Below are 24,857 nucleotides of genomic sequence, written 5' to 3' on the forward strand. Positions count from 1 at the left end.
CGGCCAGTGCGCGCCGTCGTGGCCGCTCACCTGGTCAGCCATTTCCCCGCCCCGCGCTCTTGTCCATCAAGCCGACGAACTCATCGAACAGGGGGGCCGCGTCGTGCGGGCCGGCGGCGGCCTCGGGGTGGTACTGCACCGAGAACGCGGGGACGTCGAACGCGCGGACACCTTCGACGGTGTCGTCGTTCGGGCAGTAGTGCGAGATCTGCGCGGCGCCGAACGGCGTCTCGAACCGCTGGCCCGGCTCGCCTTCGAGGGCGAAACCGTGGTTCTGCGCGGTGATCGCGACACGTTTGGTGGCCACGTCGATCACCGGGATGTTGATGCCCCGGTGGCCGTAGCGCATCTTGTAGGTGCCCAGTCCCAGCGCGCGGCCGAGGATCTGGTTGCCGAAGCAGATGCCGAACAGCGGGATCTCCCGCTGCAGCACCGCTTTCGTCAGCTCCGTGGCGTGCGCGGTGGTCGCCGGGTCGCCGGGGCCGTTGGACAGGAACACCCCGTCCGGCTCGACGGCGAGCAGTTCGTCCACAGTGGACGACGACGGCAGCACGTGCACCTCGATGCCGCGGGCGGCCATCATGCGCGGGGTGTTGGACTTGATGCCCAGGTCCAGCGCGGCCACGCGGAACTTCCGCTCGCCCCGCGCCTCGACGACGTACGCCTGCTTCGTGGTGACCTCGCCGGCGAGGTCGGCGCCCTTCATCTGCGGGCTGGCCTTCACCTCGGCGAGCATCTCCTCGTCGGTGCCCAGCGCGTCGCCCGAGAAGACACCGGACCGCATGGCGCCCTGCTCGCGCAGGTGCCGGGTCAGCGTGCGGGTGTCCACCTCGGAGATCCCGACGACGCCCTGGCGCTCCAGTTCCTCGTCCAGCGTGCGCTTGGAGCGCCAGTTGGACGGGGTGCGCGCGGGGTCGCGGACGACGTAGCCCGAGACCCAGATGCGCGAGGACTCGTCGTCCTCGTCGTTCCAGCCGGTGTTGCCGATCTGCGGCGCGGTCTGGACCACGATCTGCCGGTGGTAGGAGGGGTCGGTCAGCGTCTCCTGGTAGCCGGTCATCCCGGTGCAGAACACCGCCTCACCCAGGCTGCGGCCACGGGCGCCGTACGCGGAGCCGCGGAAAACCCGGCCGTCCTCAAGGACCAGCGCTGCGGGGGTCCTGGAACCATTCGCGGTGCTCATCAGGCACCTCCCTTGATGTCGTTGCGGGTGTCTTGCAAAGCTTCGATCCACTGTGGATAGTCGTCGACGTCGTCGCCGCGGAATCCGGTGTCCAGCTCGACGTCGCCGGCCAGCCAGGTGACGACGAGCAGCGCGTCGATGCCCATCACCTTCCCGGCCATCCCCTTGTCCTTGCGGACGCCGGTGACGGACGCGCGCGGGATCCAGAAGTCCGGGGCGCCGCCGCGCTCGATGGCGATGCCGTCTTCGTGCAGGCGCCACACCGCGCCGGTGCGCAGGCCGGCGCCGCGGGTCACGACGCGGTCCTGCCAGTGCCCCGCCGTGGTGGTGCTGATGTAAACCCCGCTTGACTCCAGTTCAATGCCGCCGGGCTCCGCGGGGATCTCCGGGAACGGCGGCACCTGGACGCTCTGCGCGCGGGACTTGCGCCGCCAGCCGCGCCACATCAGGTAGACGCAGAACAGGAAGAAGGCGAAGACCGCCAGGGTCAGCAGGATCCGGTCGCTCATTGCGTGATCTTCCCTTCCCGTGCGGTGATCCGCCCGCGCAGCAACGTCGCCGTCACCACGCCGGGGAGCCGCATTCCTTCGTACGGGGTGTTCGCCGCGATACTCGCGAACTCGGCCCCCCGCACGGTCCATTCGGTGTCCGGGTCCACCAGCGTCAGGTTGGCCGGTTCGCCGACCTCGATCGGACGGCCGTGGTCGGTCAGATTGCCGATCTCGGCGGGCCGCTCACTCATCACCCGCGCGACGCCGCGCCAGTCCAGCAGGCCGGTGCGGACCATGGTCTCGACCACGATCGACAGCGCGGTCTGCAGGCCGAGCATGCCCGGCCGGGCCGAGCTCCACTCGCAGTCCTTGTCCTGGACCGCGTGCGGCGCGTGATCCGTGGCGACGCAGTCGATGACGCCCTCGGCGAGCGCGGCACGCAGCTTTGCGGCGTCGGACTCCGTGCGCAGCGGCGGGTTGACCTTGTTGACCGGGTCGTAGGTCGCGAGCCGCTCGTCGGTCAGCAGCAGATGGTGCGGGGTGACCTCGGCCGAGACCTTGGTACCGCGGTCCTTGGCCCATTTGAGGATGTCCGCGGTGCCCGAGGTCGAAACGTGGCAGACGTGCAGCCGCGCGTTCGCGTGCTGCGCCAGCAGGCAGTCACGGGCCACGATCGACTCCTCCGCAGAGGCGGGCCAGCCGGTGTAACCCAGGCGCGCTGCCTGCTCGCCTTCGTGCGCCTGCGCGCCGACGGTCAGCCGCGGCTCCTCGGCGTGCTGGGCGATGACCACGCCGAGCGCCGTCGAGTACTCCAGCGCGCGGCGCATGAGCAGCGGGTCCGCGACGCAGAGGCCGTCGTCGGAGAACACCTTCACCCGGGCTTCGGACTTCGCCATGGTGCCCAGTTCGGCGAGCTTCTCGCCCTTGAGCCCCACGGTGACCGCGCCGACGGGGTGCACGTCGACCAGCCCGGCCTCCTGGCCGCGCCGCCACACGTGGTCGACGATCACCGCGTTGTCGGCCACCGGGTCGGTGTTGGCCATGGCGAACACCGCCGTGTAGCCGCCGAGCGCGGCCGCGGCCGAACCGGTGGCGATGGTCTCGGTGTCCTCGCGGCCGGGTTCGCGCAGGTGGGTGTGGAGGTCGACGAAACCGGGGAGCAGCACCTGGCCGCCCGCCTCGATCACCTCGGCCTCGTCGGGGACGTCAAGGGCACCGATGTCGGTGATCACGCCGTCCTCGACGAGTACGTCGACCGGGTCGCCCTCGCCGTAGGGTCGGGCGCCCTTGATCAGGACGGTGGTCACGCGGCGGCTCCTTCGCTGGCGAGCAGGTGGTAAAGGACCGCCATGCGCACGTGGACGCCGTTGCGGACCTGTTCGGTGATGGCCGAGGCCGGGGAGTCGGCGACCGCCGAGGCGATCTCCATCCCGCGCAGCATCGGGCCGGGGTGCAGGACGACGGCGTGCTCGGGCAGGAGCTTCATCCGCCGTTCGTTGAGGCCGTACGCGATCGAGTACTCGCGTGCCGAAGGGAAAAAGCCCCCGTGCATCCGCTCCGCCTGGACTCGCAGCAGCATGACCGCGTCGAGCGCGGGCAGTTCGGCGTCGAGTTCGTGCGACACGGTGACCGGCAGGCTCTCCACACCCGCCGGCAGCAGCGTCGGCGGCGCGACGAGCACCACCTCCGCGCCCAGCGAGGAGAGCAGGTGGATGTTCGACCGCGCGACCCGGCTGTGCAGGACGTCGCCGACGATCCCGATGCGGCGGCCCTCGAAGGAACCGAGACGCTCCCGCAGCGTTGCCGCGTCGAGCAGCGCCTGCGTCGGATGCTCGTGGGTGCCGTCCCCGGCGTTGACGACCGCCGTCCCCGCATCGGCGAGCCAGCCCGAAAGCCGCTGCGCCGCACCGGAGGCGGGATGCCGGATGATCACGCAGTCGGCGCCGGCCGCGGCCAGCGTCAGCGCGGTGTCCCGCAGGGATTCGCCCTTGTTGACCGAGGAACTGGACGCGGAGACGTTGATCACGTCGGCGCTCATCCATTTCCCCGCGATCTCGAACGAGACGCGCGTGCGGGTCGAGTTCTCGTAGAACAGCGTGATGACGGTGCGGCCGCGCAAGGTCGGCAGTTTGCGGACCTCGCGGCCCAGCAAGGTGTGCTTGAGCTCTTCGGCGGTGTCCAGCACGGCTGTCGCGAGCGCCGGGTCGAGCCCGTCGGTGGCGAGCAGGTGCTTCACGATCGGTCTCCTTCTGGTTGCGCGCGAAGCAGAACCGAGTCCCGTCCGTCCACTTCGGACAGGAGGACCTCGATCCCCTCGGCGCGCGAGGTGGGCACGTTCTTGCCCACGTAGTCGGCGCGGATCGGCAGTTCGCGGTGGCCGCGGTCGACCAGCACGGCCAGCTGGACCGCGCGCGGGCGGCCGTGGTCGCGCAGGGCGTCGAGGGCGGCGCGGATGGTGCGGCCGGAGAACAGCACGTCGTCGACCAGGATCACCACCGCGTCGTCGATACCGGTCGGCGGCAGCTGCGAATGTTCGAGCGCGCGGGGCGGGCGGCGGCGGAGATCATCACGGTAGAGCGTGATGTCCAGCGCGCCGGTCGGCGGACGGATGCCGGAGAACTCGGCGATCTTGTCCGCGAGCCGCAGGGCGAGCGGAGTCCCCCGGGTGGGGATGCCCAGCAACACGGGCGGAGTCGAGCCACCGGCACCGAGAGCGGTCTTCTCGATGACCTGGTGGGCCATTCGGGCGATCGTGCGCGCGACATCGCCGGACGAGAGCAGCTCGCGCTCTCCCGCCGGTTCCGCCGCGCCACGCGGGCGTGACGACAAAGGCGGACCTCCTTCCCCGCCTCTCTGGACGGGTCCTTAAAGGACGTCGACTTCCTGCTTGGCGAGGAAATCGAACCGACACTAGCAGGAGCGGGGGCTCATTCTTACGAGTGGCGCGCCCCAGGTGACGAAGGCCTCTCGAAAGCACCCGCTTGACCTGGTGACAACTATGCGTAACCATTACTCTGAGTATTCGACTCTAGGAGTCCCCTGGATCGGTCACCCTCGACCGGTTGGGGGTGAGGAAACGGAGAACCACCAGATGGGCGATTACGCCAAGGCGCTCGGGGCCAAGCTCCGCGGGATCCGCCAGCAGCAGGGCCTGTCCCTGCACGGGGTCGAGCAGAAGTCCGGAGGCCGCTGGAAGGCCGTCGTCGTCGGTTCGTACGAGCGCGGGGACCGCGCCGTCACCGTGCAGAAGCTCGCCGAGCTGGCCGATTTCTACGGGGTCCCGGTGGTCGAGCTGCTGCCGGAGGGCCGGGTGCCGTCGGGCGCGGAACCCGCCACGAAGATCGTCATCAACCTGGAGCGTCTCCAGCAGCTCCCGGCGGAGAAGGTCGGGCCGCTCGCCCGCTACGCCGCCACCATCCAGAGCCAGCGCGGCGACTACAACGGCAAGGTGCTCTCCATCCGCACCGAGGACCTGCGTTCGCTGGCGATCATCTACGACATGACCCCCGGCGAGCTCACCGAGCAGCTGATCGACTGGGGTGTGCTGCCGCCAGAGGCTCGACCGTCCAAAGAGGACTAGAGATGGCGACGTTTTCGGTCCGGGGGGACCGGAAACGCCAACCGGCACCACCGAGCACGAGAACGGGCCGTGCCCTCGGAAGAGGACACGGCCCGTCGCAGTACGTCTTCTAGAGGACCGCGCGCAGGCGGTCGGCGATGGTGCCGATGCGGCCGAGCACGCCGTTCACGAAGCGCGGCGAGTCGTCGGTCGACAGCTCCTTCGCCAGCCCGACGGCCTCGTCGATGGCGACCGGGTCCGGCACGTCCTCGGCCCACAGCAGTTCGTAGACGCCGATCCGGAGCACCGCCAGGTCCACCGGCGGCATCCGGTCCAGCGTCCAGCCCTGAGCGTGCTCGGAGAGCAGCTCGTCGATCTGGGTCTTGCGGCCGGTGACACCCTCGACCAGCGAGATCGTGTAGTCCGCGATCGGGTCGACCTCGACCGAACCGACCCGGTCCGCCAGCAGCGTCACCGCGTCGGCACCGCGCTGGGCGGCTTCGTACATCATCTCGACGGCCCGCTTACGGGCCTGGCGACGGCTGATCGGCCCGCCGCGGTTCGGGGACTTGCCGGACTTGTCTGAGCCTGCCATCAGCTGGAGACGCGGCCCAGGTAGCGGCCGTCACGGGTGTCGACCTTGATCTTCTCGCCGGTGGTGAGGAACAGCGGCACCTGGATCTCGGCGCCGGTCTCCAGGGTGGCGGGTTTCGTGCCACCGGTGGAGCGGTCGCCCTGCAGGCCGGGGTCGGTGTGCTGGACGACGAGCTCGACCGAGGTCGGCAGCTCGATGTACAGCGGGACACCCTCGTGCACGGCGACCTGGACCTCGGTGTTCTCGAGGAGGTAGTTCGCGTTGTCGCCGACGGTCTCGTTCAGCACGGTGATCTGGTCGTAGGTCTCCGCGTCCATGAACACGAAGTCCTGACCCTCCTTGTACAGGTAGGTCATGTTGCGGCGGTCGACGGTGGCCGTATCGACCTTCGTGCCCGCGTTGAAGGTCTTGTCGACGACCTTGCCGGTCAGCACGTGCTTGAGCGTCGTGCGGACGAACGCGCCGCCCTTGCCCGGCTTGACGTGCTGGAACGCGGTGACGGTCCAGAGCTGGCCGTCGAGGTTGAGGACGAGCCCGTTCTTCAGGTCGTTGGTGGTGGCCACGAGTGTGCAGTCTCCTGTGTCGATCTTCCGGGCCGCCGTCAGACGACCACGAGTTCCTTGGTGCTCAGCGTGAGGAGTTCGGGCGTACCTTCCCGCACGACCAGCGTGTCCTCGATGCGCACGCCTCCGCGTCCGGGCAGATACACACCAGGTTCGACGGTGACGGCCATACCGGCGGACAGTGTACCGACGCCGGTCGCGGCCAGGCTGGGCGCCTCGTGCACCTGCAGCCCGACGCCGTGGCCGAGACCGTGGCCGAACTCCTCGCCGCGCCCCGCGCCGACGATCACGCCACGGGCCGCCTTGTCCACTTCGGACACTTCGGCGCCGGGGAGGACGGCGTCACAGCCCGCCGCCTGCGCGCGCTGGACCAGCTCGTAGATCTCCTCCTGCCAGGCCGCGGGCTTGCCGAGGACGAACGTGCGGGTCATGTCGGAGTGGTAGCCGTCGACCGTGGCGCCGAAGTCGATCTTGACGAAGTCGCCGGTCGCGAGCACGGCCGAGGTGGGCCGGTGGTGCGGGATCGCGGAGTTGGCGCCCGCCGCGACGATCGTGTCGAAGGACGGCCCGGTCGATCCGTGGCCGAGCATGCGGTTCTCGAGGTCGCGGGCGACGTCCAGCTCGGTGCGGCCCGGCCGGAGCCCGCCGGCGGACACCAGGTCCTCCAGCGCCCGGTCGGCCGCCGCGCACGCCTGGCGCAGCGCCTCGATCTCCTGCTCGTCCTTGACCAGCCGCAGCTGCTCGACGAGGCCTGGCGTCCGGACCAGCTCGACCCGGTCGAAGCGGACCTTGAGGTCTTCGTGCTGCTCGACGCTGACGTGCTGGCTCTCGAACCCGGTCTTGCCGAAGTGCTTCTCGGCCGCCAGGTCGGCGAGCTTCGCCGCGCTCGCGCGGTCCAGCACTCGTTCGAGGTCGGGCACCTCCGTGGCCGACTGGACCGTGTAGCGCCCGTCGGTGCAGAAGATCGTCTTGTCGTCGCCGCTCCCGTGGACGAGGAGAGCGGCGTTGGACCCGGTGAAGCCGGTCAGGTACCTGATGTTGAGCAGGTCCGTGACCAGCAGCGCGTCCACGCCGGAGTCGGCCAGCAGGGAACGCAGCGCCGCGCGGCGGCGAGAGAAGTATTCACGCACTGGTTTATTATGTCGCGCGCTGACGGAAACGTCTCGCAGGGCGCTGGACCCGCTTGCGGCTCACGTGGTCGTGAAGGGCGCCCCGCAATCCGTTTCCGTGGGCCTTCGGCCCGAAAGAAGCGCGCGACGGTGAAGTCTTCTCGTCGCGCTGGCGCGCTTCCGGGAAGACAGTTCGCCGGTCCCTCGTCGGTCCCGTTGGCAGGTGGCCGAAGCATCACCATCGGCGTGCGACGTGACAGTCGCTACTGGCGAGTTAAACTCCCCCAATGGCACCGTGGCTGACTCGTGGACTCGTGATGGCGCTGCTGCACGGCGCGGCCGTCACCGTGCTGGCCAAGTACGAGGTCTTCAACCCCACCGACAAGACCCTCGTCACCGCCCTCACCCTCGCCGTCCTGGTCGGCGCGGCCGCGGGCTGGGGCGCCGCGGACGCCTGGCAGGGCAAACCCGAACGCGGCAAGAACTGGTTCATCGCGGCGCTGATCGCCGGTCCGGTCTCGGGCGTGCTGTACGTGATCGGCCGCGCGGTGTTCGTCGATCAGACCGGCGTTTCGGAGCTCGGCGGCGCGCTCACCGGCGGCGCCGCCTTCTCGGCCCTGCTGGTGCTCATCCCGGCCGGGCTCGGCCTGTTCGTCGGCGGCCGCATCACCAAGGCCGATCAGCCCGCGAGCGAGAAACCCACCGGGAAGCCGTCCCAGGCCTGATCGGCGATCTTCTCGACGGCCGAGTCGTTCAGGGCCGCCGCCCCGCCGTCCGGCAGCGCGAAGAGCTTGCCGTCGAGCACCACGCCGAACCCTCGGCCCGGCGCGTGCACCACCCTCGCCCCGGCGCTCAACCGCGCCGCCGTCGGCAGGTTGTCGACGGCCTTGAGCCGCTGGTTCAGCACCTCGCCCGCGAGCGCCGCCGCCACCGAGCGCCGGTCGATCCGCACCAGGGCGCCGTCGGCAACCAGGTCGATGGTCCGCTGCGGCGACGGCATCGCGACGCCCTCGAACGAGGTCCTGATCCGGGCCTCGTTCTCGCACGCCCGCGAACCGCGGACGTCCAGGCCGAAGTGCTTGAGGTCGGTCGGCGCCGCCGCGCCGCCGATGATCGTGGCGCGGACGACGTCGAACGGGACCCGGTCGCAGACGTCGCCCGAGGACAGCGGCGCGTGGCCGTCAGGCCGCCGGACCAGCCCCGGGCCTTCCTTCCACGCGCCGGGGATGAGCGCCGGCCGGTACGGCTGCGCCGTGAAGTCCCTGGTCCAGAACGTGAGCGTGGTGCCCTTGTCGGTCTCGTGCGCGATCACGAAGGCGTCGAGCGAACCGACCCACATCAGGTCGGTGCTGAATCCGTCGACCAGCGAACGGGTGCGCGGCGAGTTCGTGCTGGGTTTGGCGAGGAAGCCCCGCTCCCCCAGCGTTTCCACGTTCCGGGTGAACGCCGCGTCTCTGGCGCGGAGCAGGAACTGCCCGGCGCCGTTCCATCCGGCACCCTTCGCGGTGGTGTCGGTGAAGAGCACGTAGAACCAGCCGTCGAGGTACACCGCCGAGGGCTGGCCAGCGCCGTAGACGTTGTCGCGGTGCACGTCGTGCGACGGCCCGATGATCGGTTTCCCGCCGGCCGCCCGCGTCCAGCTGAGCCCGTCGGGGCTGGTCGCGAGGCCGATCGAGTTCCCGAGCGCGTGATCGCCCGCCGCGCCGGTGTAATACATGTAGTAGGTCGAGCCGACCTTGATCACCGACGGATCGCAGGTGTGCATGCCGTCGAAACCGCCGGGCGCGCCCGAGAACACCGCCGCCGGGCCGCCGCCGGACGGTCCGGTGAAGGGACCGTCGAGCGAGGGCGACTGCGCGTAGAGGACGTCGTCGCCGGGCGGCTGGGCGCTGCCGTACTGGCTGCACCACCACATCTTGAGTTTGCCGCCGTCCCGCATCACGGTCGGGCTGTAGTTGTAGACCGCGTCCTGATCGCCCGCGGCCACCACACCGCCACTGGCCCGCGGATCGCTCGTCACGAGCTCGACGTTCATCGGGCGCGGCTTTTCCTTGGGCGCCTGCTGGGCTCCGCCGATCCCGCCGCCCTTGCCGTCGGCCTGGGACTGCACCGTGCCGTCGCTGCACGCCACGAGGACCGCGCCGGCCGCGAAGAGGGCCACCACGGCACGGGCGGGTCGCCGACCCCCACGAAAAAGGCGCATGATGGCCGAGTGTAGCGAGGCTTAACCCTGTCGAGTGACGTCAGTACCCGGGAGGGCGACCAATTCCACTTCGAAGCCGTCGGCGTTTTCGAGGTAGGCGGCGTAGTGGTGATCACCGCCCGCATACGGATACTTGTCCGCGAACATCGGCGACCAGCCGTGTTCGAGGGCCTTCGCGGCCAGCTCGTTCACCCGTTCGCGGGACCCGACGTGCAGGGCGAGATGGTTCAGGCCCGGGGCGGTGCGCTCGTGCTTTTCGCCGCTGAGCGCGGGAGAACGCTCGACGACGAGATAGGTCGCTCCGTGTTTCCAGCTGACCCCGGCGGGCCAGCGCTGGAACTCCCGCCAGCCGAGTTCGCCGAGCAGCCAGCCCCAGCTCTCCTCCGCGCGGCCGAGATCGGGGACCCACAGCTCGATGTGATGCGCACGGCCGTGGTCCGAAGGCAGCGCGACGAACACCCGATGCGGCCCGCTGCCGTAGTGGTCGCCACCGCCGACGTCGAGGAAACCCAAGCGCCGCACCAGGTTCTGACTGGCCACATTGGACTCGCCGACCAGCGCCCACACCGACGACAGGCCGAGCCCGACGAGCCCGTGCTCCAGCAGGGCCTTCGCGGCCTCGGTCGCCAGGCCCTGCCCGCCGTGCGCGCGCGAAAGGTAATAGCCGATCTCCGGCACGTCACCGGGCAGCTCCTGCGAGGGCCGCAGATACGCGAGGCCGATCACCTCGCCGTCGCGTTCGATCGCCCAGTGCCCCATGCCCGCCGGGCCGTCGTAGGACAGCCTCCGGCCGACCATTTCGCGGACGCGGTCCGGCTCGGTGAGCGGCACCGCGAAATGCGCGCTCATCTCCGGATCGGCGAAGAGCTTGACGATCGCCTCGGTGTCGGCCTCCGTCAGCGCGCGCAACCGCAGTCTCGCGGTCTCGAGCGTGGGAGGGTTGTTCATGCCGCGTTCGCGGCCATCCAGCGCAGGGCGAGCGGGTACCCGTCGACCCCGAGCCCGGCGATCACGGCGGTGGCGATATCCGACAGCACGCTGTGGTGCCGGAACTGCTCACGTTTGTGCACGTTGGAGATGTGCAGCTCGATCAGCGGCGCCTTGAGCTGGGCGGCGGCGTCGCGGACCGCGATCGAGTAGTGCGTCCACGCGGCGGCGTTGAGCACCACCGGCCACCCCGCGTCGGCGGCCTCGTGCAGCCAGCCGACCATCTCGCCCTCGTGATCGGTCTGCCGGACCTCGACGTCGATCCCCAGTTCCTTGCCGGTTTCGACGCAGGTGGAGACCAGATCCGCGTGCGTGGCCGAACCGTAGATCCCTGGCTCGCGCAGGCCGAGCCTGCCGAGATTGGGGCCGTTGAGGACGAGCACCTTCACAGCAGCACACTCCCGCCGGGCTTCGGAGCCTCACCGGCCACCACCGAGTACGCGGCGGCGAGCAGCGACGGGTCCGGGCCCTCCAGCCTGCCGGGTTTGGCGAGCCCGTCGAGGACGACGAAGCGCAGCACGCCCGAACGGGTCTTCTTGTCGCCCTTCATCGTCTCCAGCAGCTGCGGGAGCGCGTCCGGGTCGTAGGTGGTCGGCAGACCCAGCAGCTTGAGCACCTTCGAGTGCCGCTCGGCGGTCGCGTCGTCGAGACGGCCCGCCAGACGCGCGAGTTCGGCGGCGAACACCAGGCCGACGCTGACCGCCGCGCCGTGGCGCCACCGGTAGCGCTCGCGGCGCTCGATGGCGTGGGCGAGCGTGTGGCCGTAGTTGAGGATCTCGCGCAGGTCCGACTCGCGCAGGTCGGCGGCGACGACGTCGGCCTTGACCTGGATCGAGCGGCGGACCAGCTCGCCGAGGACCTCGCCGGTGGTGTCCAGCGCAGCGGCGGGATCCTGTTCGACGAGTTCGACGATCCGCGGGTCGGCGATGAACCCAGCCTTGACCACTTCGGCCATTCCGGCGACGAGTTCGTTGGGGGGCAACGTTTCCAGCGTCGCGAGGTCGACGAGGACCGCGCTCGGCTCGTGGAAGACGCCGACGAGGTTCTTGCCTGCCTCGGTGTTGATGCCGGTCTTCCCGCCGAGGGAGGCGTCGACCATGCCCAGCAGCGTGGTGGGCACGTTGACCAGGCGGACGCCGCGCATCCAGGTGGCGGCGACGAACCCGGCCAGGTCGGTGACGGCCCCGCCGCCGAGCCCGACGACCACGCCCTGGCGGTCGAGGCCCATGCGGCCGAGTACCTCCCAGCAGAAGCTGGCGACGGTGAGCGCCTTGCCGTCCTCGGCGTCGGGGATCTCGACCCGGTGCGCGTCGATCCCGGCCTGGGCCAGCTCGTCGCGGATGGCCTCGGCGGTGGTCGTCAGCGTCGGCGGGTGGATCAGCGCGACCTTGGAGGCGTCGGCGAGCTGCTCGGTGAGCTCGCCGAGCAGGCCGCGGCCGATGACGACGTCGTACGGCTTGGCGGTGTTGACGGTGATGCGGACCGGCTCGGTCATCGTTCCCCTCACTTCGGCGGAAGCCGCTTGGCCCTCGCGACCTCGCAGGTGATGTTGCCCTTGACCGGGGTGTCCCCCGGGATCTCTTCGGTCACCTTCTGGCCGGGAGTCATCCGGTTCTTCGCGAACAACGCCTCACCGGACGCCTTGCCCTCGGCGTCCTTGATCGCGATGGTGACGGCGTACCGCGCGTCTTCCGCGGTGCTGTTGGTGACCTCGATGGTGATCTTCGGGGTGTAGCTGCCGGCGTCGCATTTGGTGACCTTGACGTCGGCCGCGACGTCCGCTTCCGGAGCGGCGGAACCGGTCTGCCGCGCGGCGGAGGTCTGGACGACGTCCGCGCCCGCGGGCTGCTTCTCCTCACTGCACGCGGTCATGGTCATGGCCACGATGGCGAGCAGTACGCCGGCGGTGGTGCGTTTCATGCTCGGTCCTTGCTGATCTCGTTCAGCCCGATGACGGCGGCCTCGACGACCTCGTCGGCGGTCAGGTGGTCGGTGTCGATCTCGAACGTGGCCACCTCGCGGTACACCGGCAGGCGCGCGTCGAGGAGCGCCTTGTAGGTGGCTCGGGGGTTCACCCCGGCCAGCAGCGGGCGCGCGGTCGAGAGGCCGGCGCGCTGGACGCCCGCGGCCATCCCGACGTTGAGGAAGATCACGGTGTGCCCGGCGAGGCGTTCGCGGGTGCCCGGCGTGATCGGCGCTCCCCCGCCCAGCGAGAGGACGCCTTCGTGTTCGGCCAGCGCCTTCGCGACCATCTCCTCCTCCAGCGCGCGGAAGGCGGGCTCGCCCTCCTCGGCGAAGATGTCGGTGATGGGCTTGCCCGCGCTCGCGACGATGTCGTCGTCGCTGTCGCGGAAGGCGAGACCGAGCCGGGCGGCGAGTGCCGGGCCGACCGTGCTCTTGCCCGAACCCGGCGGCCCGATGATCACCGCGCGAGGAGTCACCAGCGCTCCTCGAGCGCCTTCAGGTAGGACTCGGCGTTGCGCTTGCCCTCGGCCAGCGAGTCGCCGCCGAACTTCTCCAGCGCGGCGTCCGCGAGCACCAGCGCGACCACCGACTCCAGCACGACCCCGGCACGGGGGACCGCGCAGACGTCGGAACGCTGGTGGATGGCCACCGCGGGTTCGCCGGTGGTGACATCCACAGTGGACAGTGCTTTGGGGACGGTCGAGATCGGCTTCATGGCGACGCGCACGCGCAGCGGCTCGCCGTTGGTGATGCCGCCTTCGAGGCCGCCCGCGCGGTTGGACCGGCGGGTCACCCCGACCGGGCCGGTGCCGCGGTCGATCTCGTCGTGGGCCTGGCTGCCCCAGCGCTTGGCCGTGGTGAAGCCGTCGCCGACCTCCACGCCCTTCATCGCCTGGACACCCATGAGCGCGCCGGCGAGACGGGCGTCGAGCCTGCGGTCCCAGTGGACGTGCGAGCCGAGGCCCGGCGGCAGACCGTAGGCGATCACCTCGATCACGCCACCGACGGTGTCACCCGCCTTCCGCACGGCGTCGACCTCGGCGACCATCGCGTCGGTCCCCTCCTGGCCGAAGGCGCGGACGGGGCTCTCGTCGATGGCGGGCAGGTCCGAGGGCACCGGCAACGGGCCCTCGGGCGCCGAGGCGCCGCCGATGGAGATGACATGGCTGAGGATCTCGACCCCGAGCAGCTGCTTGAGGTAGGCGCGGGCCACCGTGCCGAGCGCCGTGCGGGACGCCGTCTCGCGGGCACTCGCGCGCTCCAGCACCGGACGGGCCTCCGGGAAGCCGTACTTCTGCATCCCGGGCAGGTCCGCGTGGCCGGGCCGAGGACGTGTCAGCGGCTCGTTGCGCGCGAGGCCTTCCAGCTCCTCGGCGGGCACGGGATCGGCCGACATGACCTTCTCCCACTTGGGCCACTCGGCGTTCTCGATCTGGACCGCGACGGGGCCACCCTGGGTGAGCCCGTGCCGGACGCCGCCGGTGAACTCGATGTGGTCGGTCTCGAAGCCCATCCGGGGGCTACGGCCGAAGCCGAGCCTCCGGCGCGCGAGCTGCTCGCCCACTTCGGCGGTGGTGACCTCGACCCCGGCGGGCATCCCTTCCAGGATGGCGGCGAGGGCGGGTCCGTGCGATTCCCCTGCGGTTATCCAGCGCAACACCTGACAGATCCTGTCACAACCTCCTCTCTGTCCCGGGACAGGCCGGGCTATCCCGGACCGGGTCCGGCGAAGACGGCGAGCGCCCACGCCGCGACCAGGAGACCCGGCCCGTGCGGCACCGTGGGATGCCGGGGCCCGCCCACCGCGAGCGCCACGCTCAGCAACGCGGCGGCGACGGCGCCGAGCACGACCGACGGCCAGCCCGTCGCGGCCAGGACCGCTCCCAAGCTGCCCGCGAGCTTCACGTCCCCGGCGCCGAGCGAGCGCGGCGACAACGCGTGGACGAGCGCGTGCGCCCCGCCGAACACCAGCGCGCCGAGCACGGCCCGCCACGCGATGGCCGCCCCTCCCCCGTGCGTGGCGATCGCGAGGGCGGCGGCCAGTGCCGGGTACGCGGGCAGGGTCAGGACGTCGGGCAGGCGGCGGTACTTCAGGTCGGCGAGCGCCAGCGGGACGGCGAAGACGGTCAGCACGGCCGGGACCGCGAGCCACCACGACGGCCAGGCTCCCGACTGGTACTTGAGGTAGACCGCGACGAGCGCCGCCGCGGCGATGGCGGCCGCCCATACCGTGACCGGCGCTCCCGCCCGGCGCAGGCAGGAGCGCGTGGCGAGCGCCGATCCGGCGCCCGCCACCGCGAAGGCGATCGGCATGAACACAAGATCAAGAGTGCGCCCGTCGCTCTCGGTGAGGCAAGGATTTCTTTTCGTGACAGGTACTTTCACGCACCTTCGGCAGGTCGGGCGGGGGTGCGGAAGTCGTGAACGGACCGTTCACCTACGGGGCAGTGAAGGGAGTCGGGCGCGCGGCGGTGGGGCTGCAGTCACGAACGGACCGTTCACTTACGGGCAGGCAGGGCGGCAGGGACCCAGGCGCGCGGCAGTGGGGCTGAAGGGGCCTTTCACCGCGTCTCATGCGGTGAAGGGAGCTTTCACCACGCGTCTCATGCGGTGAAGGGAGCTTTCGTCGCGTGACATGCGGGGAAAGCTCCCTTCGGCACCCGCAGGAGGCGGCGTCTTGAGGATCGGGGTCTTTCTTGGGCAAGGCAAAGGTGGGCACGTCGCGAAAGCCACGTTCGCAGCGTTGAAGGTTGCGAACGTGGCTTTCGCAACGGCAGCGGAGGTCGGAAGGTCGCGAGCAGGCCTACCCACGCCGCAGCTGTGGCTTTCGCGAGCCCATGGCCCAGGCACGTCGCGAAAGCCACTTTCGCGACGTCCGATGTCCCGAAAGTGGCTTTCGCGACCTCAGACATCGCGCCCGAAACCGGCTCCAATCCGCGCCGCGTCCGGCACCGAAGACCTGTCATGACACCGGGATCAAGGATTCATCCGCAGCAGCGGGAGACCCGACGGCGTGCGGATCTCCAGCGCCTTGATGTCCCCGGTGCGCATCGCGGTGCCGACCACGATATGCGCGGTGTCCTTGGGCATCGCGCGCCAGGACGCCAGCTCGCTGGTGCCGCCGTCGGCGCCGACGGCGACCAGGATGTAGTCCCCGGCGCGGTTGCCGCCGTAACTGCAGGTCATGTCGACCTTCGTGCCGGTCTCCGTGGCGGACATGGCGACTTCGGCGGTCACCGGGTAGTCGCCGAGTGGAGTCATCGGGTCACCCGCCGCCGCGACCGGACCGGTCAGGACGACCACGAGCGCGACACCGGCGGCGACGGCCGCCCCGGCCGCGGTCGTGGTGATGGCCCGCTGGATCCGCCTTCCCCGGCGGACCCGTTTGAGCACGGTCGGCAACAGATCCGGCGAGGGGTCTTCCAGCAGTGCCGGGGCACCTGCCTGGGCGAGCAGTCCAGGGATCCCGGCCAGGTCGCGCACGGATTCCGCGCACCGATCACAGACGCGCAAGTGCTTCTCGTAGGCGGACCGGTCTTCCGGGGACAACGCCCCGAGCACGTAGGCCGCGTCGTAGGTGGCGAAGGGGTCGGTCATTGAGTCACCCCTCTTTCCTCCAATATCAGCCGCAGCGCCCGCAACGCGTAGTGCGTCCGCGACTTGATCGTCCCTTCGGCCACACCCAGCCGTTTCGCGGCGTCGGCGACGGAGTAACCGTGGAAATAGCACAGGACGAGGACGTCCCGATGTCTCGGCGACAGTTCGCCGAGGGCTTCGGCGACCAGCCAGCCCTGGACGGCCCGTTCGGTGCCGTCGGTGACCGCCGTTTCGGGCGGTTGGCCGGTCACCACCTCGGGATGGGCCTCGGAGGCGCGCCAGTCGTCGATGGCGATCCGTCGCGCCACGGTGAACAGCCAGCCCCGCGCCGCCCCTTCGGACTGGTCCAGCACCTTGGCGTTGCGCCAGGCCCGCAGCAGCGTCTCCTGGACGACGTCCTCCGCGCGGACCCGGTCGCCGCTGGTGAGGTGCAGCGCGTAGGACCACAGTGCCGCCGCGTGCTCGTCGTGCAAAGCACGCATCAGCCGGTCCTCCGCGTATTCCTTCACCGATCCGTGCTTTCCCGGTTCAGGAGCAGCGGGAGCGCGAAGACCACGCAAGCCACTTCGGTGATCAGGCCCCACAGTTCGGCCTGGGTGGTAAAGCGCTCCGAGACGCCGAAGAATCCTGTGGTCAGCGAGAGCACGTACGCGCCCAGCGTCGCCAAGCCGAAGCCGATCGCCGCGAGCGCGGGCAGCCAGTGGTGCCAGACCAGGACGGCGACCGCGATGACCACGCCCGCCACCACGTTCACCAGGAAGAGCGGACCGACCACCTCCGTTTCCGACGCCCAGTCCTGCCATACGACGTAATGCACCCACGCCGAGCCGAGGAGGCCCGCCGCCACCACCGCCCGCAACAACCACCGGATCATGTCCGTCTCTCTTTTCCGCGTGTTCGGTTCCCCTATGCCTTTGAACACGGAAAAACGGGCCTCGTGGTTCACTTTCGCACCCGATGGCCGCCGAAAGTGAACCGGATGGCCGTCCGGACCGTGTGTAGGGACATGACTGCCGAACTCCACTCCCGCCGCACCGTCCTGACCACCGGGGCCGCCGTCGCCGGCGCGGCCGTCGGTGCCGTGGCCCTCACGGCCTGCGGAAGCGACAGCGCTCCGCCGTCCGGTTCGACCGCCGCACCGCCCGCCGCCGCGCCGGGTGAGACCCTGACCGCGCTCTCCGACATCGAGGTCGGCAAGGCGAAGGCCGCCAAGACCGCCGACGGCAAGGACGTCATCGTCACCAGGACCGCCGAAGACACGGCGGCCGCGTTCAGCGCGATCTGCACGCACCAGGGATGCGCGGTCGTGCCCGAGGGCGCGGAGCTGAAATGTCCCTGCCACAACTCGATCTTCGACGCCACGACCGGCGCGGTCAAAAAGGGACCGGCGGACCAGCCGCTGCCCTCGATCGCGGTCAAGGTCACGAACGGCCAGGTCGTCACGGCCTGAGAAAACGCGGAAAGGGTCCCTTTAGGACGGGATTCCGTCCTAAAGGGACCCTTTCGGCAAGCTTTCAGCTGTCCCAGGTGAAAATCGGGTCGCCGGCCTCGACGTCGCCACCGGTGATCAGCCCGGACAGGACTTCCGCCTTCGCGTCCAGCGCCACCACGGGCACGATCGGCGAGTAGCCCGCGGCCTTGACCGCGTCGGGGTCCCAGCCGACCACCGGCTGCCCGGCGCGGACGGCCTCGCCCTTGACGACGTGGAGGGTGAACCCCTCGCCCTTCTGCTTCACCGTGTCGATCCCCAGGTGGACCAGCACGCCGCGGCCGTCCTCGGTGGCCACCACGAACGCGTGCGGGTGCAGGGTCACGACCGTCCCGTCCACCGGGGCGACCGCGTCCTGGCGTCCGCCCGACGGCAGGACCGCGATGCCGGGGCCGACCATCGCCTGCGCGAAGACCGGGTCGGGCACTTCGGTCATGGCGGTCGTCTTCCCGCTCACCGGGCTGAGGATTTCGAGACTCACAGCAGATCCTCGATCTCGCTGGCGATGTTGTCGGCCTCGGGGCCCACGATGACCTGGACACCGGCCCCCATGCGCACGACGCCCATCGCGCCGGCGGCCTTCAGCGCCGCTTCGTCGAGCAGGCTCATGTCTTCGAGCTCACAACGGAGCCGGGTGATGCACCCCTCGACCTCGATGACGTTCTCGGCACCGCCGAGCCCCGCGAGGATCTTTTCCGCCCTGTCATCCGCCATCGCGGTCTCCCTGTTCCCTGTCGGTTTCCCACATGCGAACCAGCTGTACTACGCCGTTCGCCGACTCGCACGTGATCCCTGGCCACGAACGCGTAACGGTGGTTGACACCCGCTCGTGCGACGGAGCATCCTGCCCCATCGGATCATTGGTCTAGACCGGAACGTACCAATCTTCCGGACCAGATGCGAGTACGGGTTCCCCGACCGACCGCCCCGAAAGGACGGTGACCGTCATGAGCGCTTCGGCGCAGCTGCCGCCGTCCGACCGTGTGATCAACGGACCGACGCCCAAGCACGCCCAGCTGCGGGAGATTCTGCGCCGCACGGTGGAGCGTGAGCTACCCCCCGGCTCACCCATCCCCTCGGAACGTGACCTCGCCGAGACCTACCAGGTGTCGAGGCTCACGGTCCGTTCGGCGATCGGCAAGCTGGTCGAAGAAGGGCTCTTGTCGCGGGTGCGCGGCAAGGGGACGTTCACCGCCGCGAGGCGGATGGAACTGCAGCTCTACCTGATGTCCTTCACCGAGGACATGCGCCGTCGCGGGATGACCCCGACCACGGAGGTCGTCAAGACCTCCACCGAGGTCCCACCCGCGCCCTCGGCGCACGCGCTCGGCCTGGCCGCCGGGACCCCGGCGCACCGCATCGTCCGGCTCCGCCGCGCCGACGGGGTGCCGCTGGCGGTCGAACGCGGCTGGTATCACGCCGGCCGGATGCCCGGTCTGCTCGACCTCGATCTCACCCGATCGTTGTACGTCCAACTCGCCCAGTCGTACGACCTGCGCCCGGATCACGCGTGGCAGACGGTCTGGGCCGAATCCGCGGACCGCGAAACGGCACGCCTGCTCGGCATGCGCGCCGGCAGTCCGCTCCTTGTCTTCCGCCGGGTCTCCAGCGTCAACGGGGAACCGATCGAAGACATGACTTCCTGGTACCGGGGCGATCACTACCAGGTCACCATGCAGCTGGACCGGAACACCCCGGATTCCGGTCATCATCCTCACTACGGAGGTACCCGATGAGCTCCACCACCGCGGAGGGGGCGAAGGGCAAGGGCAAGGGACTGGCCGGGCTTCAGCGCTTCGGCCGCAGCCTCATGCTCCCCATCGCCGCCCTGCCCGCCGCCGCGCTCCTGAACAGGTTCGGTCAGCCCGACCTGCTCGGCAAGGACGGCCTCGGCTGGGACAAGGTCGCCGAAGTCCTCGGCGCGGCAGGCAACTCGCTGTTCAACTGGCTGCCGCTCCTGTTCGCGGTGGGTATCGCCGTCGGCTTCGCCCGGAAGAGCGACGGCGCGACCGCACTGGCCGCCGTGGTCGGCTTCTTCGTGTTCACCAGCGTCCTCCAGGTGTTCACGCCGTTCTCCGAGCTGCCGGGCTGGAACCCCGAGAAGCCCGCCGGCCTGATGCTCAACCCGATGAAGTGGTCCTACAGTGTGCTGGCCGGTGTGATCGTCGGCCTGGTCACCGCCTTGCTGTGGCAGAAGTTCTACCGCATCAAGCTGCCGCCGTACCTGGCCTTCTTCGGCGGCCGCCGGTTCGTGCCGATCATCACCGCCGTGACGCTGATGCTCCTCGCGGTGCCCTTCGGCCTGGTCTTCCACTGGGTCAACGAAGGCATCCAGGCCGCGGGCGAGGCGGTCACCGGCGCACCGGTCGTCGGTGGCGGTATCTACGGTGTGCTGAACCGGTTGCTGATCCCGGTCGGTCTGCACCAGCTGCTGAACGTGCCGGTGTGGTTCATCTTCGACGGCGGTGACCTCACCAAGTTCTTCGAGGGCGACCCCACCCGCGGCACCTTCATGACCGGGTTCTTCCCGATCTTCATGTTCGCCATCCCCGCCGCGGCGCTGGCGATCTGGCAGAGCGCGAAGCCCAGCCAGAAGAAGATCGTCGGCGGTGTGATGATCGCCGGCGCGCTGACCTCGTTCCTGACCGGTATCACCGAGCCGATCGAGTTCTCGTTCATGTTCGTCGCGTGGCCGCTGTACCTGATCCACGCGGTCCTGACCGGTACCTCGCTGGCACTGGTGAACGCGCTCGACATCCACCTCGGCTTCGGCTTCTCGGCCGGTGCGATCGACTTCGCGCTCAACAGCGGTCTCCCGGCGGCGAGCGGCAACGTCTGGCTGCTCATCCCGATCGGTCTCGCCTACGCGGTCATCTACTACGTGATCTTCCGTTTCGTGATCAAGAAGTGGAACCTGCGGACCCCCGGCCGCGAGGACGACGCGATCGAGGCCGATCTCGAAGCCACCGCGGCGAAGTCCGTCAAGTAGTTTCAGCTCAGTAGAACCGAAGGCACGAAAGGGAAAGAACATGCCGGAGAAACGCGTCACCGTCGCCAGCAAGGTGGGCCTGCACGCCAGGCCCGCGGCGACGGTCGCCAAGGCGGCCGCGGCGCAGCCCGTCGCGGTGCACATCGCCAAGGCGGGCGGTGACCCGGTCGCGGCCGGCAGCGTGCTGAACCTGATGACGCTCGCCGCCGGTTTCGGCGACGAGGTCATCATCAGTGCCGAGGGTGAGGGGGCCGAGGCGGCCGTCGACGCCATCGCCGAGCTGGTGGCGACGGACCTCGACGCCTGATCCCCCATCCCGCGAAGCCCGGGCCGCCCCGACCGGCCCGGGCTTCGTAGGGTGTGGGGCATGGAAAGCGTGCGTGGAATCGAACAGTGGCCGGTGGACAACGCCGCCACGGCCGTGGTGACCGCCGCCGGTGACGTGCTGGGCACGCACGGCGACACGACGAAGGTGTACAAGCTCGCGTCGGTGACCAAGCCGCTCACCGCCTACGCCGCGTTGATCGCCATCGAAGAGGGCGTCGTCGAACTCGACACCCCCGCCGGGCCGGAGGGCTCCACGATCCGGCATCTGCTCGCGCACACCTCGGGCCTGGCCTTCAACGAGCACAAGCCGATGGCCGCGCCGGGCAACCGGCGGCTGTACTCCAACGCCGGGTTCGAGCAGCTCGCCGACGCGCTCACCGAGCATTCCGGCATCCCCTTCGCCGACTATCAGGCGGAGGCGCTTTTCCAGCCGCTGGGCATGAAGGCGACCAAGCTGACCGGCTCCCCCGCTTCGGGCGCCGAGTCCACTGTGGACGACCTGGTCGCGTTCGCCGCCGAACTGCAGGCACCGAAGCTCATCGCCGCCGAAACGGTGCGCGAGGCGACTTCCGTGGTCTTCCCCGGGCTTTCCGGCGTCCTGCCCGGCTTCGGCCACCAGAAGCCGAACGACTGGGGCCTCGGCTTCGAGATCCGCGGCGCGAAGAGTCCACATTGGACCGGTTCGTCGAGCTCGCCGCGGACCTTCGGCCACTTCGGGCAGTCCGGCACGTTCCTCTGGGTCGATCCCGACGCCGGCGCCGCCTGCGTCGCGCTCACCGACCGCGCCTTCGGCCCGTGGGCGGCCGAGGTGTGGCCGCCCTACACCGACGCCGTACTGGCCGAGCTGGGGTCGTGAGCGGCGTTTCGGCTTCCCGCGAATTCGCCCGCCCCGCTGCTCATGTCGCGAAAGCCACTTTCGCGACACCCCGCCACGCGCGGCGTCACTCCATGACCCGGATCGGTGAACCCGCCTGGAAGGCAGCGATGTCCTCGACCGCGTCGCGGTAGAAGATCTCGTAGGCCTCCCGGGTGACGTAGCCGATGTGCGGGGTGAGCACGACGTTGTCCAGCGTCCGCAGCGGATGCTCCGAAGGCAGCGGCTCGACGTCGTACACGTCCAGCGCGGCGACCGCGATCTCCTTGCGGCGCAAGGCGTCCACCAGCGCGGCCTCGTCCACGATCGGTCCGCGCGAGGTGTTGACCAGCATCGCCGTCGGTTTCATCGCGGCGAGTTCGGGCGCGCCGACCAGCCCGCGGCTGCGGCGGCCGAGCACCAGGTGGATCGACAGCACGTCCGCGCGCGCGAACAGTTCATCCTTCGACACCGCCGTCACCCCGTGGGGATCGGCCTTCTCCTGGGTCAGGTTCTGGCTCCAGGCGATGGTCTCCATACCGAACGCCTGGCCGATCTTGGCCGCGCCCGCGCCGAGCCTGCCGAGCCCGAGCAGCCCGAGGGTCTTGCCGGACAGGATCGTGCCGACGGTGGTCTGCCAGCCGCCCTCGCGCATGTTCCGTGACTCCACCGGCACGTTCCGCGCGGCGGCGAGGATCAGCGCCCAGGTGTGCTCGGCCGCCGGCGCCGCGATGTACCCGGTGGAACAGACGACCACGCCGTTGCGCCGGGCGGCGGCCACGTCGATCGCGGCGTTGCGGTGGCCGGTGCTCACCAGCAGCTTGAGCGCGGGCAGCCGGTCGAGGACTTCGGCGGGGAAACGGGTGCGCTCGCGCATCGCGACCACGACCTCGAAGTCACGGAGACGGGCGACCACCTCGGCGGGGTCCGCGAACGGCTTCGTGAACACCTCGATCTCCGCGTCGAGGGAGCCCCAGTCCCCGAAGCCGAGCGCCACTTCCTGGTAGTCGTCGAGAATCGCGATCTTCATGGCCTCAGGCTAGTTCAGCTGTGGTTCCATGGTGGCGAGGTGCATCTCCGAGCAGAGGAGCAGGATGGGCGACGGCGAGATCTTGGCCTGGACCGAGGCCGAACGACTGAGCTTCGCGGATCTGCTGGAGAGCCTCGCCGAGCGGGACTGGTCGGCGAAGACGCTGTGTACGGAGTGGACGGTCCACGCGATGGCGGGGCATCTCGCGCAGACCACCAGGAACCGGCTCAAGGACACCCTCGTCGGCATCGTGAAGGCCAAGGGGAACTGGGACCGGATGAACACCGACCAGGCCATCGCCTACGCCGCGCGGTACACCCCGGCCGAGCTCGTCGCCCAGATCCGCGAGGACGCCGGATCGGCCCGCCGCTCGCCCGGCGCCAAACCGGTCGACCCGCTCGCCGACGTCCTCATCCACGGCCAGGACGTCGCCCGCCCGCTCGGCATCGACCGTCCGATGCCGGAGAAGCCGTCGATCGCGGCGCTGGAACACCTTCTCGTCAGCCCGTTCTGGGGCGCCAAGAAACGCTGCCGGGACCTCAGGCTGATCGCCACCGACTCCGGCTGGTCCGGCGGAGCGGGCACCGAAGAGATCCGGGGCCCGCTCGCCGACCTGCTCCTGGCGGTGAGCGGGCGCAGCGCCGGGCTGGCCACGCTCACCGGCCCTGGCGCCGCGCTGCTCGCCGCCCGCTGAGGCCTACCAGCGCGGGACGAACACGTCGACGCGCACCAGGTGGTGGTCCGAAGCGTCGTTGAGCCGGGCCAGCGGTGAATCGGGCAGTGGCCAGAAGACCTCCGCACGCCAGGGGAACAGGCCCTTCGACGGCAGGACGTAGTCGATCCGCAGGTTGCCCGGCGCGTTGTCGTTGAAGTCGCCGGTGTCGAAGTACGGGTCGCCCTTCTGGCCGATGTTGGCGCCCGCCTGGTCCTGCGCGGCCCGCACGCCGCCTTCGCTGCCCGGCCGGGTTTCGATGACCCGCGGAGCGTTCAGCAGGCGCGAGATGGCGCCGGGAACGCTGTCGCCGTCGAGCGGGTCGGAGTTCTGGTCGCCGGCGATGACGAACTTCTCGTGCGCGCCCAGCCCGCCGCGGCGGCCGTTGTCGTCGTGGATGTAGCGGCCCTTGCCAGGGGTCACGTAGTCCGCCCAGAAGCGGATCTCGTCGTGGTTGCGGGTGCCGTTGCGGTCTTCGGGGCCGTCGAAGGTGGGCGGCGTCGGATGCGATGCCAGGAAGTGCACGGTCGAGCGGCCGACCCGGATCGGAACGTCCCAATGGGACTTCGACGACAGGCGCAGCACGTCGAGCACTTGCGGCGAGTACCAGTCGTTCGGCGCCGCGGTTGCCGGGTCGTCCGGGAGCAGCGCGCCCGGCATGTCCTTCCAGAGGAACTTCTGGAACGTCCGCGCGTTCTTGGTGTCGATCGGATACTTGGACAGCACGAGCATGCCGTACTGGCCCTCGAAGAGGCCGAAGCCGTGCGCGTCGTTGCCGCCGCCGACCTGGCCGTTGCGGTCGAGGTCGAAGCCGGTCGCGACGCCGGTGTTCGACGGCGCGGTGAACGCGTACGGATAGTCGATCGGCGCCGCGCCGTTCTGGCCGCGCTTCAGGTAGTTCTCGCGGAACAGGTCCGCGGCGCGGTTGCCGGGCACGTAGTCGAACTCGTTGATCAGCAGCACGTCCGGCCGGTTGCGCTGGATCACCTCGGCGACCTCACCGGCCTGCGCGTTGCCCGGCTGCGACAGATCGGTCACCAGCTGGCCGGCGGCTCCGCGGTTGAGCGAAGCGTTGTACGTCGCGAAGCGGATGTTCTGCCCGACGGTGGCTTCCGCCGGTGCGGCGGCCAGCAGCGTCCCGGCCAGCAAGGCGCCCGATGTGAGCACGGCGGCGATGCGTTTCACGGTCTTACCTCCCAGAGTTC

At 70.0% G+C, this 24,857-nt stretch carries 30 protein-coding genes and 1 pseudogene; 8 read left to right on the forward strand and 23 right to left on the reverse strand.

Annotated features, from left to right (window positions below; translation table 11 throughout):
- Nucleotides 1-34: 34 nt before the first annotated feature.
- Genes carA through pyrR form a run of 5 tightly spaced genes read right to left on the reverse strand, consistent with a single transcriptional unit; the run spans nt 35 to nt 4,503 of the window.
- Nucleotides 35-1,183 (reverse strand): glutamine-hydrolyzing carbamoyl-phosphate synthase small subunit, encoded by a 1,149-nt coding sequence (gene carA / locus ACFVM3_RS08670; RefSeq protein ID WP_378436914.1) that lies wholly within the window; start codon nt 1,181-1,183, stop codon nt 35-37.
- A complete protein-coding gene (locus tag ACFVM3_RS08675; protein ID WP_378436916.1) occupies nt 1,183-1,692 on the reverse strand; it encodes a transporter in 510 nt (169 codons plus the stop codon). Before ACFVM3_RS08675 ends, carA begins: the two co-directional genes overlap by 1 nt.
- The gene (locus ACFVM3_RS08680) at nt 1,689-2,981 is read right to left on the reverse strand and encodes a dihydroorotase (RefSeq protein ID WP_378436918.1); all 1,293 of its coding nucleotides are present in this window, start codon (nt 2,979-2,981) and stop codon (nt 1,689-1,691) included. Before ACFVM3_RS08680 ends, ACFVM3_RS08675 begins: the two co-directional genes overlap by 4 nt.
- Complete coding sequence (locus ACFVM3_RS08685) at nt 2,978-3,910, reverse strand: aspartate carbamoyltransferase catalytic subunit (protein ID WP_378436920.1); 933 nt, start codon at nt 3,908-3,910, stop codon at nt 2,978-2,980. The genes ACFVM3_RS08680 and ACFVM3_RS08685 overlap by 4 nt, the downstream gene beginning before the upstream one ends.
- Nucleotides 3,907-4,503, reverse strand: coding sequence for a bifunctional pyr operon transcriptional regulator/uracil phosphoribosyltransferase PyrR (pyrR, locus tag ACFVM3_RS08690; protein WP_034311664.1), 597 nt, complete (start codon nt 4,501-4,503; stop codon nt 3,907-3,909). The genes ACFVM3_RS08685 and pyrR overlap by 4 nt, the downstream gene beginning before the upstream one ends.
- A 262-nt stretch (nt 4,504-4,765) precedes the next feature.
- On the opposite strand from pyrR, the gene ACFVM3_RS08695 reads away from it, so the two are divergent.
- The gene (locus ACFVM3_RS08695; protein ID WP_003096372.1) at nt 4,766-5,254 is read left to right on the forward strand and encodes a transcriptional regulator; all 489 of its coding nucleotides are present in this window, start codon (nt 4,766-4,768) and stop codon (nt 5,252-5,254) included.
- A gap of 109 nt (nt 5,255-5,363) precedes the next feature.
- Here ACFVM3_RS08695 and nusB read toward each other — a convergent pair whose 3' ends face one another.
- The 3 genes from nusB to ACFVM3_RS08710 are packed head-to-tail and all read right to left on the reverse strand — an operon-like array spanning nt 5,364 to nt 7,521.
- Complete coding sequence (nusB, locus tag ACFVM3_RS08700) at nt 5,364-5,828, reverse strand: transcription antitermination factor NusB (RefSeq protein ID WP_378436922.1); 465 nt, start codon at nt 5,826-5,828, stop codon at nt 5,364-5,366.
- Nucleotides 5,828-6,391, reverse strand: a complete 564-nt coding sequence (efp, locus tag ACFVM3_RS08705) for an elongation factor P (protein WP_034311660.1) — start codon at nt 6,389-6,391, stop codon at nt 5,828-5,830. The genes nusB and efp overlap by 1 nt, the downstream gene beginning before the upstream one ends.
- A 38-nt stretch (nt 6,392-6,429) precedes the next feature.
- Complete coding sequence (locus tag ACFVM3_RS08710) at nt 6,430-7,521, reverse strand: Xaa-Pro peptidase family protein (RefSeq protein ID WP_125675041.1); 1,092 nt, start codon at nt 7,519-7,521, stop codon at nt 6,430-6,432.
- Nucleotides 7,522-7,787: 266 nt separating this feature from the next.
- Between ACFVM3_RS08710 and ACFVM3_RS08715 the strand changes: the two genes are divergently transcribed.
- Nucleotides 7,788-8,225: a B-4DMT family transporter gene (locus tag ACFVM3_RS08715; protein ID WP_378436924.1), complete on the forward strand. Its 438-nt coding sequence runs from the start codon at nt 7,788-7,790 to the stop codon at nt 8,223-8,225.
- Here ACFVM3_RS08715 and ACFVM3_RS08720 read toward each other — a convergent pair.
- From ACFVM3_RS08720 to ACFVM3_RS08770, 11 genes are all read right to left on the reverse strand, one after another.
- Nucleotides 8,180-9,664, reverse strand: a complete 1,485-nt coding sequence (locus ACFVM3_RS08720; RefSeq protein WP_378437061.1) for a beta-xylosidase — start codon at nt 9,662-9,664, stop codon at nt 8,180-8,182. The two genes, ACFVM3_RS08715 and ACFVM3_RS08720, sit on opposite strands and share 46 nt — an antisense overlap.
- A 60-nt stretch (nt 9,665-9,724) precedes the next feature.
- A complete protein-coding gene (locus tag ACFVM3_RS08725) occupies nt 9,725-10,651 on the reverse strand; it encodes a GNAT family N-acetyltransferase (RefSeq protein WP_378436926.1) in 927 nt (308 codons plus the stop codon).
- Nucleotides 10,648-11,079 carry a type II 3-dehydroquinate dehydratase gene (gene aroQ, locus ACFVM3_RS08730; RefSeq protein WP_219153084.1) on the reverse strand — a complete coding sequence of 144 codons (432 nt, stop codon included), beginning with the start codon at nt 11,077-11,079 and terminating at the stop codon, nt 10,648-10,650. Before aroQ ends, ACFVM3_RS08725 begins: the two co-directional genes overlap by 4 nt.
- Nucleotides 11,076-12,185, reverse strand: a complete 1,110-nt coding sequence (gene aroB / locus ACFVM3_RS08735) for a 3-dehydroquinate synthase (RefSeq protein ID WP_378436928.1) — start codon at nt 12,183-12,185, stop codon at nt 11,076-11,078. The genes aroQ and aroB overlap by 4 nt, the downstream gene beginning before the upstream one ends.
- A gap of 8 nt (nt 12,186-12,193) precedes the next feature.
- Nucleotides 12,194-12,610: a hypothetical protein gene (locus ACFVM3_RS08740; RefSeq protein WP_378436930.1), complete on the reverse strand. Its 417-nt coding sequence runs from the start codon at nt 12,608-12,610 to the stop codon at nt 12,194-12,196.
- Complete coding sequence (locus tag ACFVM3_RS08745) at nt 12,607-13,131, reverse strand: shikimate kinase (protein ID WP_378436932.1); 525 nt, start codon at nt 13,129-13,131, stop codon at nt 12,607-12,609. Before ACFVM3_RS08745 ends, ACFVM3_RS08740 begins: the two co-directional genes overlap by 4 nt.
- Entirely contained in the window at nt 13,128-14,315 is a 1,188-nt protein-coding gene (gene aroC, locus ACFVM3_RS08750) for a chorismate synthase (protein ID WP_378436934.1), read from the reverse strand. The genes ACFVM3_RS08745 and aroC overlap by 4 nt, the downstream gene beginning before the upstream one ends.
- Before the next feature lie 47 nt (nt 14,316-14,362).
- Complete coding sequence (locus ACFVM3_RS08755; RefSeq protein WP_378436936.1) at nt 14,363-14,974, reverse strand: prepilin peptidase; 612 nt, start codon at nt 14,972-14,974, stop codon at nt 14,363-14,365.
- Between the two features lie 657 nt (nt 14,975-15,631).
- Nucleotides 15,632-16,252 carry an anti-sigma factor family protein gene (locus tag ACFVM3_RS08760; protein ID WP_378436937.1) on the reverse strand — a complete coding sequence of 207 codons (621 nt, stop codon included), beginning with the start codon at nt 16,250-16,252 and terminating at the stop codon, nt 15,632-15,634.
- On the reverse strand, nt 16,249-16,761 hold the full coding sequence (locus tag ACFVM3_RS08765; protein WP_378436939.1) for a sigma-70 family RNA polymerase sigma factor: 513 nt from the start codon (nt 16,759-16,761) through the stop codon (nt 16,249-16,251). Before ACFVM3_RS08765 ends, ACFVM3_RS08760 begins: the two co-directional genes overlap by 4 nt.
- The gene (locus tag ACFVM3_RS08770) at nt 16,758-17,126 is read right to left on the reverse strand and encodes a hypothetical protein (RefSeq protein WP_378436941.1); all 369 of its coding nucleotides are present in this window, start codon (nt 17,124-17,126) and stop codon (nt 16,758-16,760) included. The genes ACFVM3_RS08765 and ACFVM3_RS08770 overlap by 4 nt, the downstream gene beginning before the upstream one ends.
- A gap of 132 nt (nt 17,127-17,258) precedes the next feature.
- On the opposite strand from ACFVM3_RS08770, the gene ACFVM3_RS08775 reads away from it, so the two are divergent.
- Nucleotides 17,259-17,702 carry a ubiquinol-cytochrome c reductase iron-sulfur subunit gene (locus tag ACFVM3_RS08775; RefSeq protein ID WP_378436943.1) on the forward strand — a complete coding sequence of 148 codons (444 nt, stop codon included), beginning with the start codon at nt 17,259-17,261 and terminating at the stop codon, nt 17,700-17,702.
- Nucleotides 17,703-17,766: 64 nt separating this feature from the next.
- Here the strand turns inward: ACFVM3_RS08775 and ACFVM3_RS08780 are convergent, their stop codons facing one another.
- The gene (locus ACFVM3_RS08780; RefSeq protein ID WP_378436945.1) at nt 17,767-18,222 is read right to left on the reverse strand and encodes a PTS glucose transporter subunit IIA; all 456 of its coding nucleotides are present in this window, start codon (nt 18,220-18,222) and stop codon (nt 17,767-17,769) included.
- Nucleotides 18,219-18,464 (reverse strand): annotated as a pseudogene (locus ACFVM3_RS08785) (glucose PTS transporter subunit EIIB); the annotation flags it as partial. The gene ACFVM3_RS08780 and the pseudogene ACFVM3_RS08785, both read right to left, overlap by 4 nt.
- Nucleotides 18,465-18,688: 224 nt before the next feature.
- Here ACFVM3_RS08785 and ACFVM3_RS08790 point away from each other — a divergent pair.
- From ACFVM3_RS08790 to ACFVM3_RS08805, 4 genes are read left to right on the forward strand one after another with little or no spacing between them, the layout of a single operon-like run.
- A complete protein-coding gene (locus tag ACFVM3_RS08790; protein WP_034318372.1) occupies nt 18,689-19,477 on the forward strand; it encodes a GntR family transcriptional regulator in 789 nt (262 codons plus the stop codon).
- Entirely contained in the window at nt 19,474-20,730 is a 1,257-nt protein-coding gene (locus ACFVM3_RS08795; protein ID WP_378436947.1) for a PTS transporter subunit EIIC, read from the forward strand. Before ACFVM3_RS08790 ends, ACFVM3_RS08795 begins: the two co-directional genes overlap by 4 nt.
- A gap of 40 nt (nt 20,731-20,770) precedes the next feature.
- A complete protein-coding gene (locus ACFVM3_RS08800; RefSeq protein WP_034318300.1) occupies nt 20,771-21,037 on the forward strand; it encodes an HPr family phosphocarrier protein in 267 nt (88 codons plus the stop codon).
- Nucleotides 21,038-21,097: 60 nt separating this feature from the next.
- A complete protein-coding gene (locus ACFVM3_RS08805) occupies nt 21,098-21,913 on the forward strand; it encodes a serine hydrolase domain-containing protein (protein ID WP_378436949.1) in 816 nt (271 codons plus the stop codon).
- An 85-nt stretch (nt 21,914-21,998) separates the two neighbouring features.
- Here the strand turns inward: ACFVM3_RS08805 and ACFVM3_RS08810 are convergent, their stop codons facing one another.
- The gene (locus ACFVM3_RS08810; RefSeq protein ID WP_378436951.1) at nt 21,999-22,940 is read right to left on the reverse strand and encodes a D-2-hydroxyacid dehydrogenase family protein; all 942 of its coding nucleotides are present in this window, start codon (nt 22,938-22,940) and stop codon (nt 21,999-22,001) included.
- Between the two features lie 64 nt (nt 22,941-23,004).
- Between ACFVM3_RS08810 and ACFVM3_RS08815 the strand changes: the two genes are divergently transcribed.
- Nucleotides 23,005-23,634 carry a maleylpyruvate isomerase family mycothiol-dependent enzyme gene (locus tag ACFVM3_RS08815; protein WP_378436952.1) on the forward strand — a complete coding sequence of 210 codons (630 nt, stop codon included), beginning with the start codon at nt 23,005-23,007 and terminating at the stop codon, nt 23,632-23,634.
- Nucleotides 23,635-23,637: 3 nt separating this feature from the next.
- Here ACFVM3_RS08815 and ACFVM3_RS08820 read toward each other — a convergent pair whose 3' ends face one another.
- Nucleotides 23,638-24,837 (reverse strand): endonuclease/exonuclease/phosphatase family protein, encoded by a 1,200-nt coding sequence (locus ACFVM3_RS08820; protein ID WP_378436954.1) that lies wholly within the window; start codon nt 24,835-24,837, stop codon nt 23,638-23,640.
- Nucleotides 24,838-24,857 lie beyond the last annotated feature (20 nt).

The organism is Amycolatopsis sp. NPDC057786 (assembly GCF_042797905.1).
In the GTDB taxonomy this organism is placed as follows: Bacteria; Actinomycetota; Actinomycetes; order Mycobacteriales; family Pseudonocardiaceae; genus Amycolatopsis.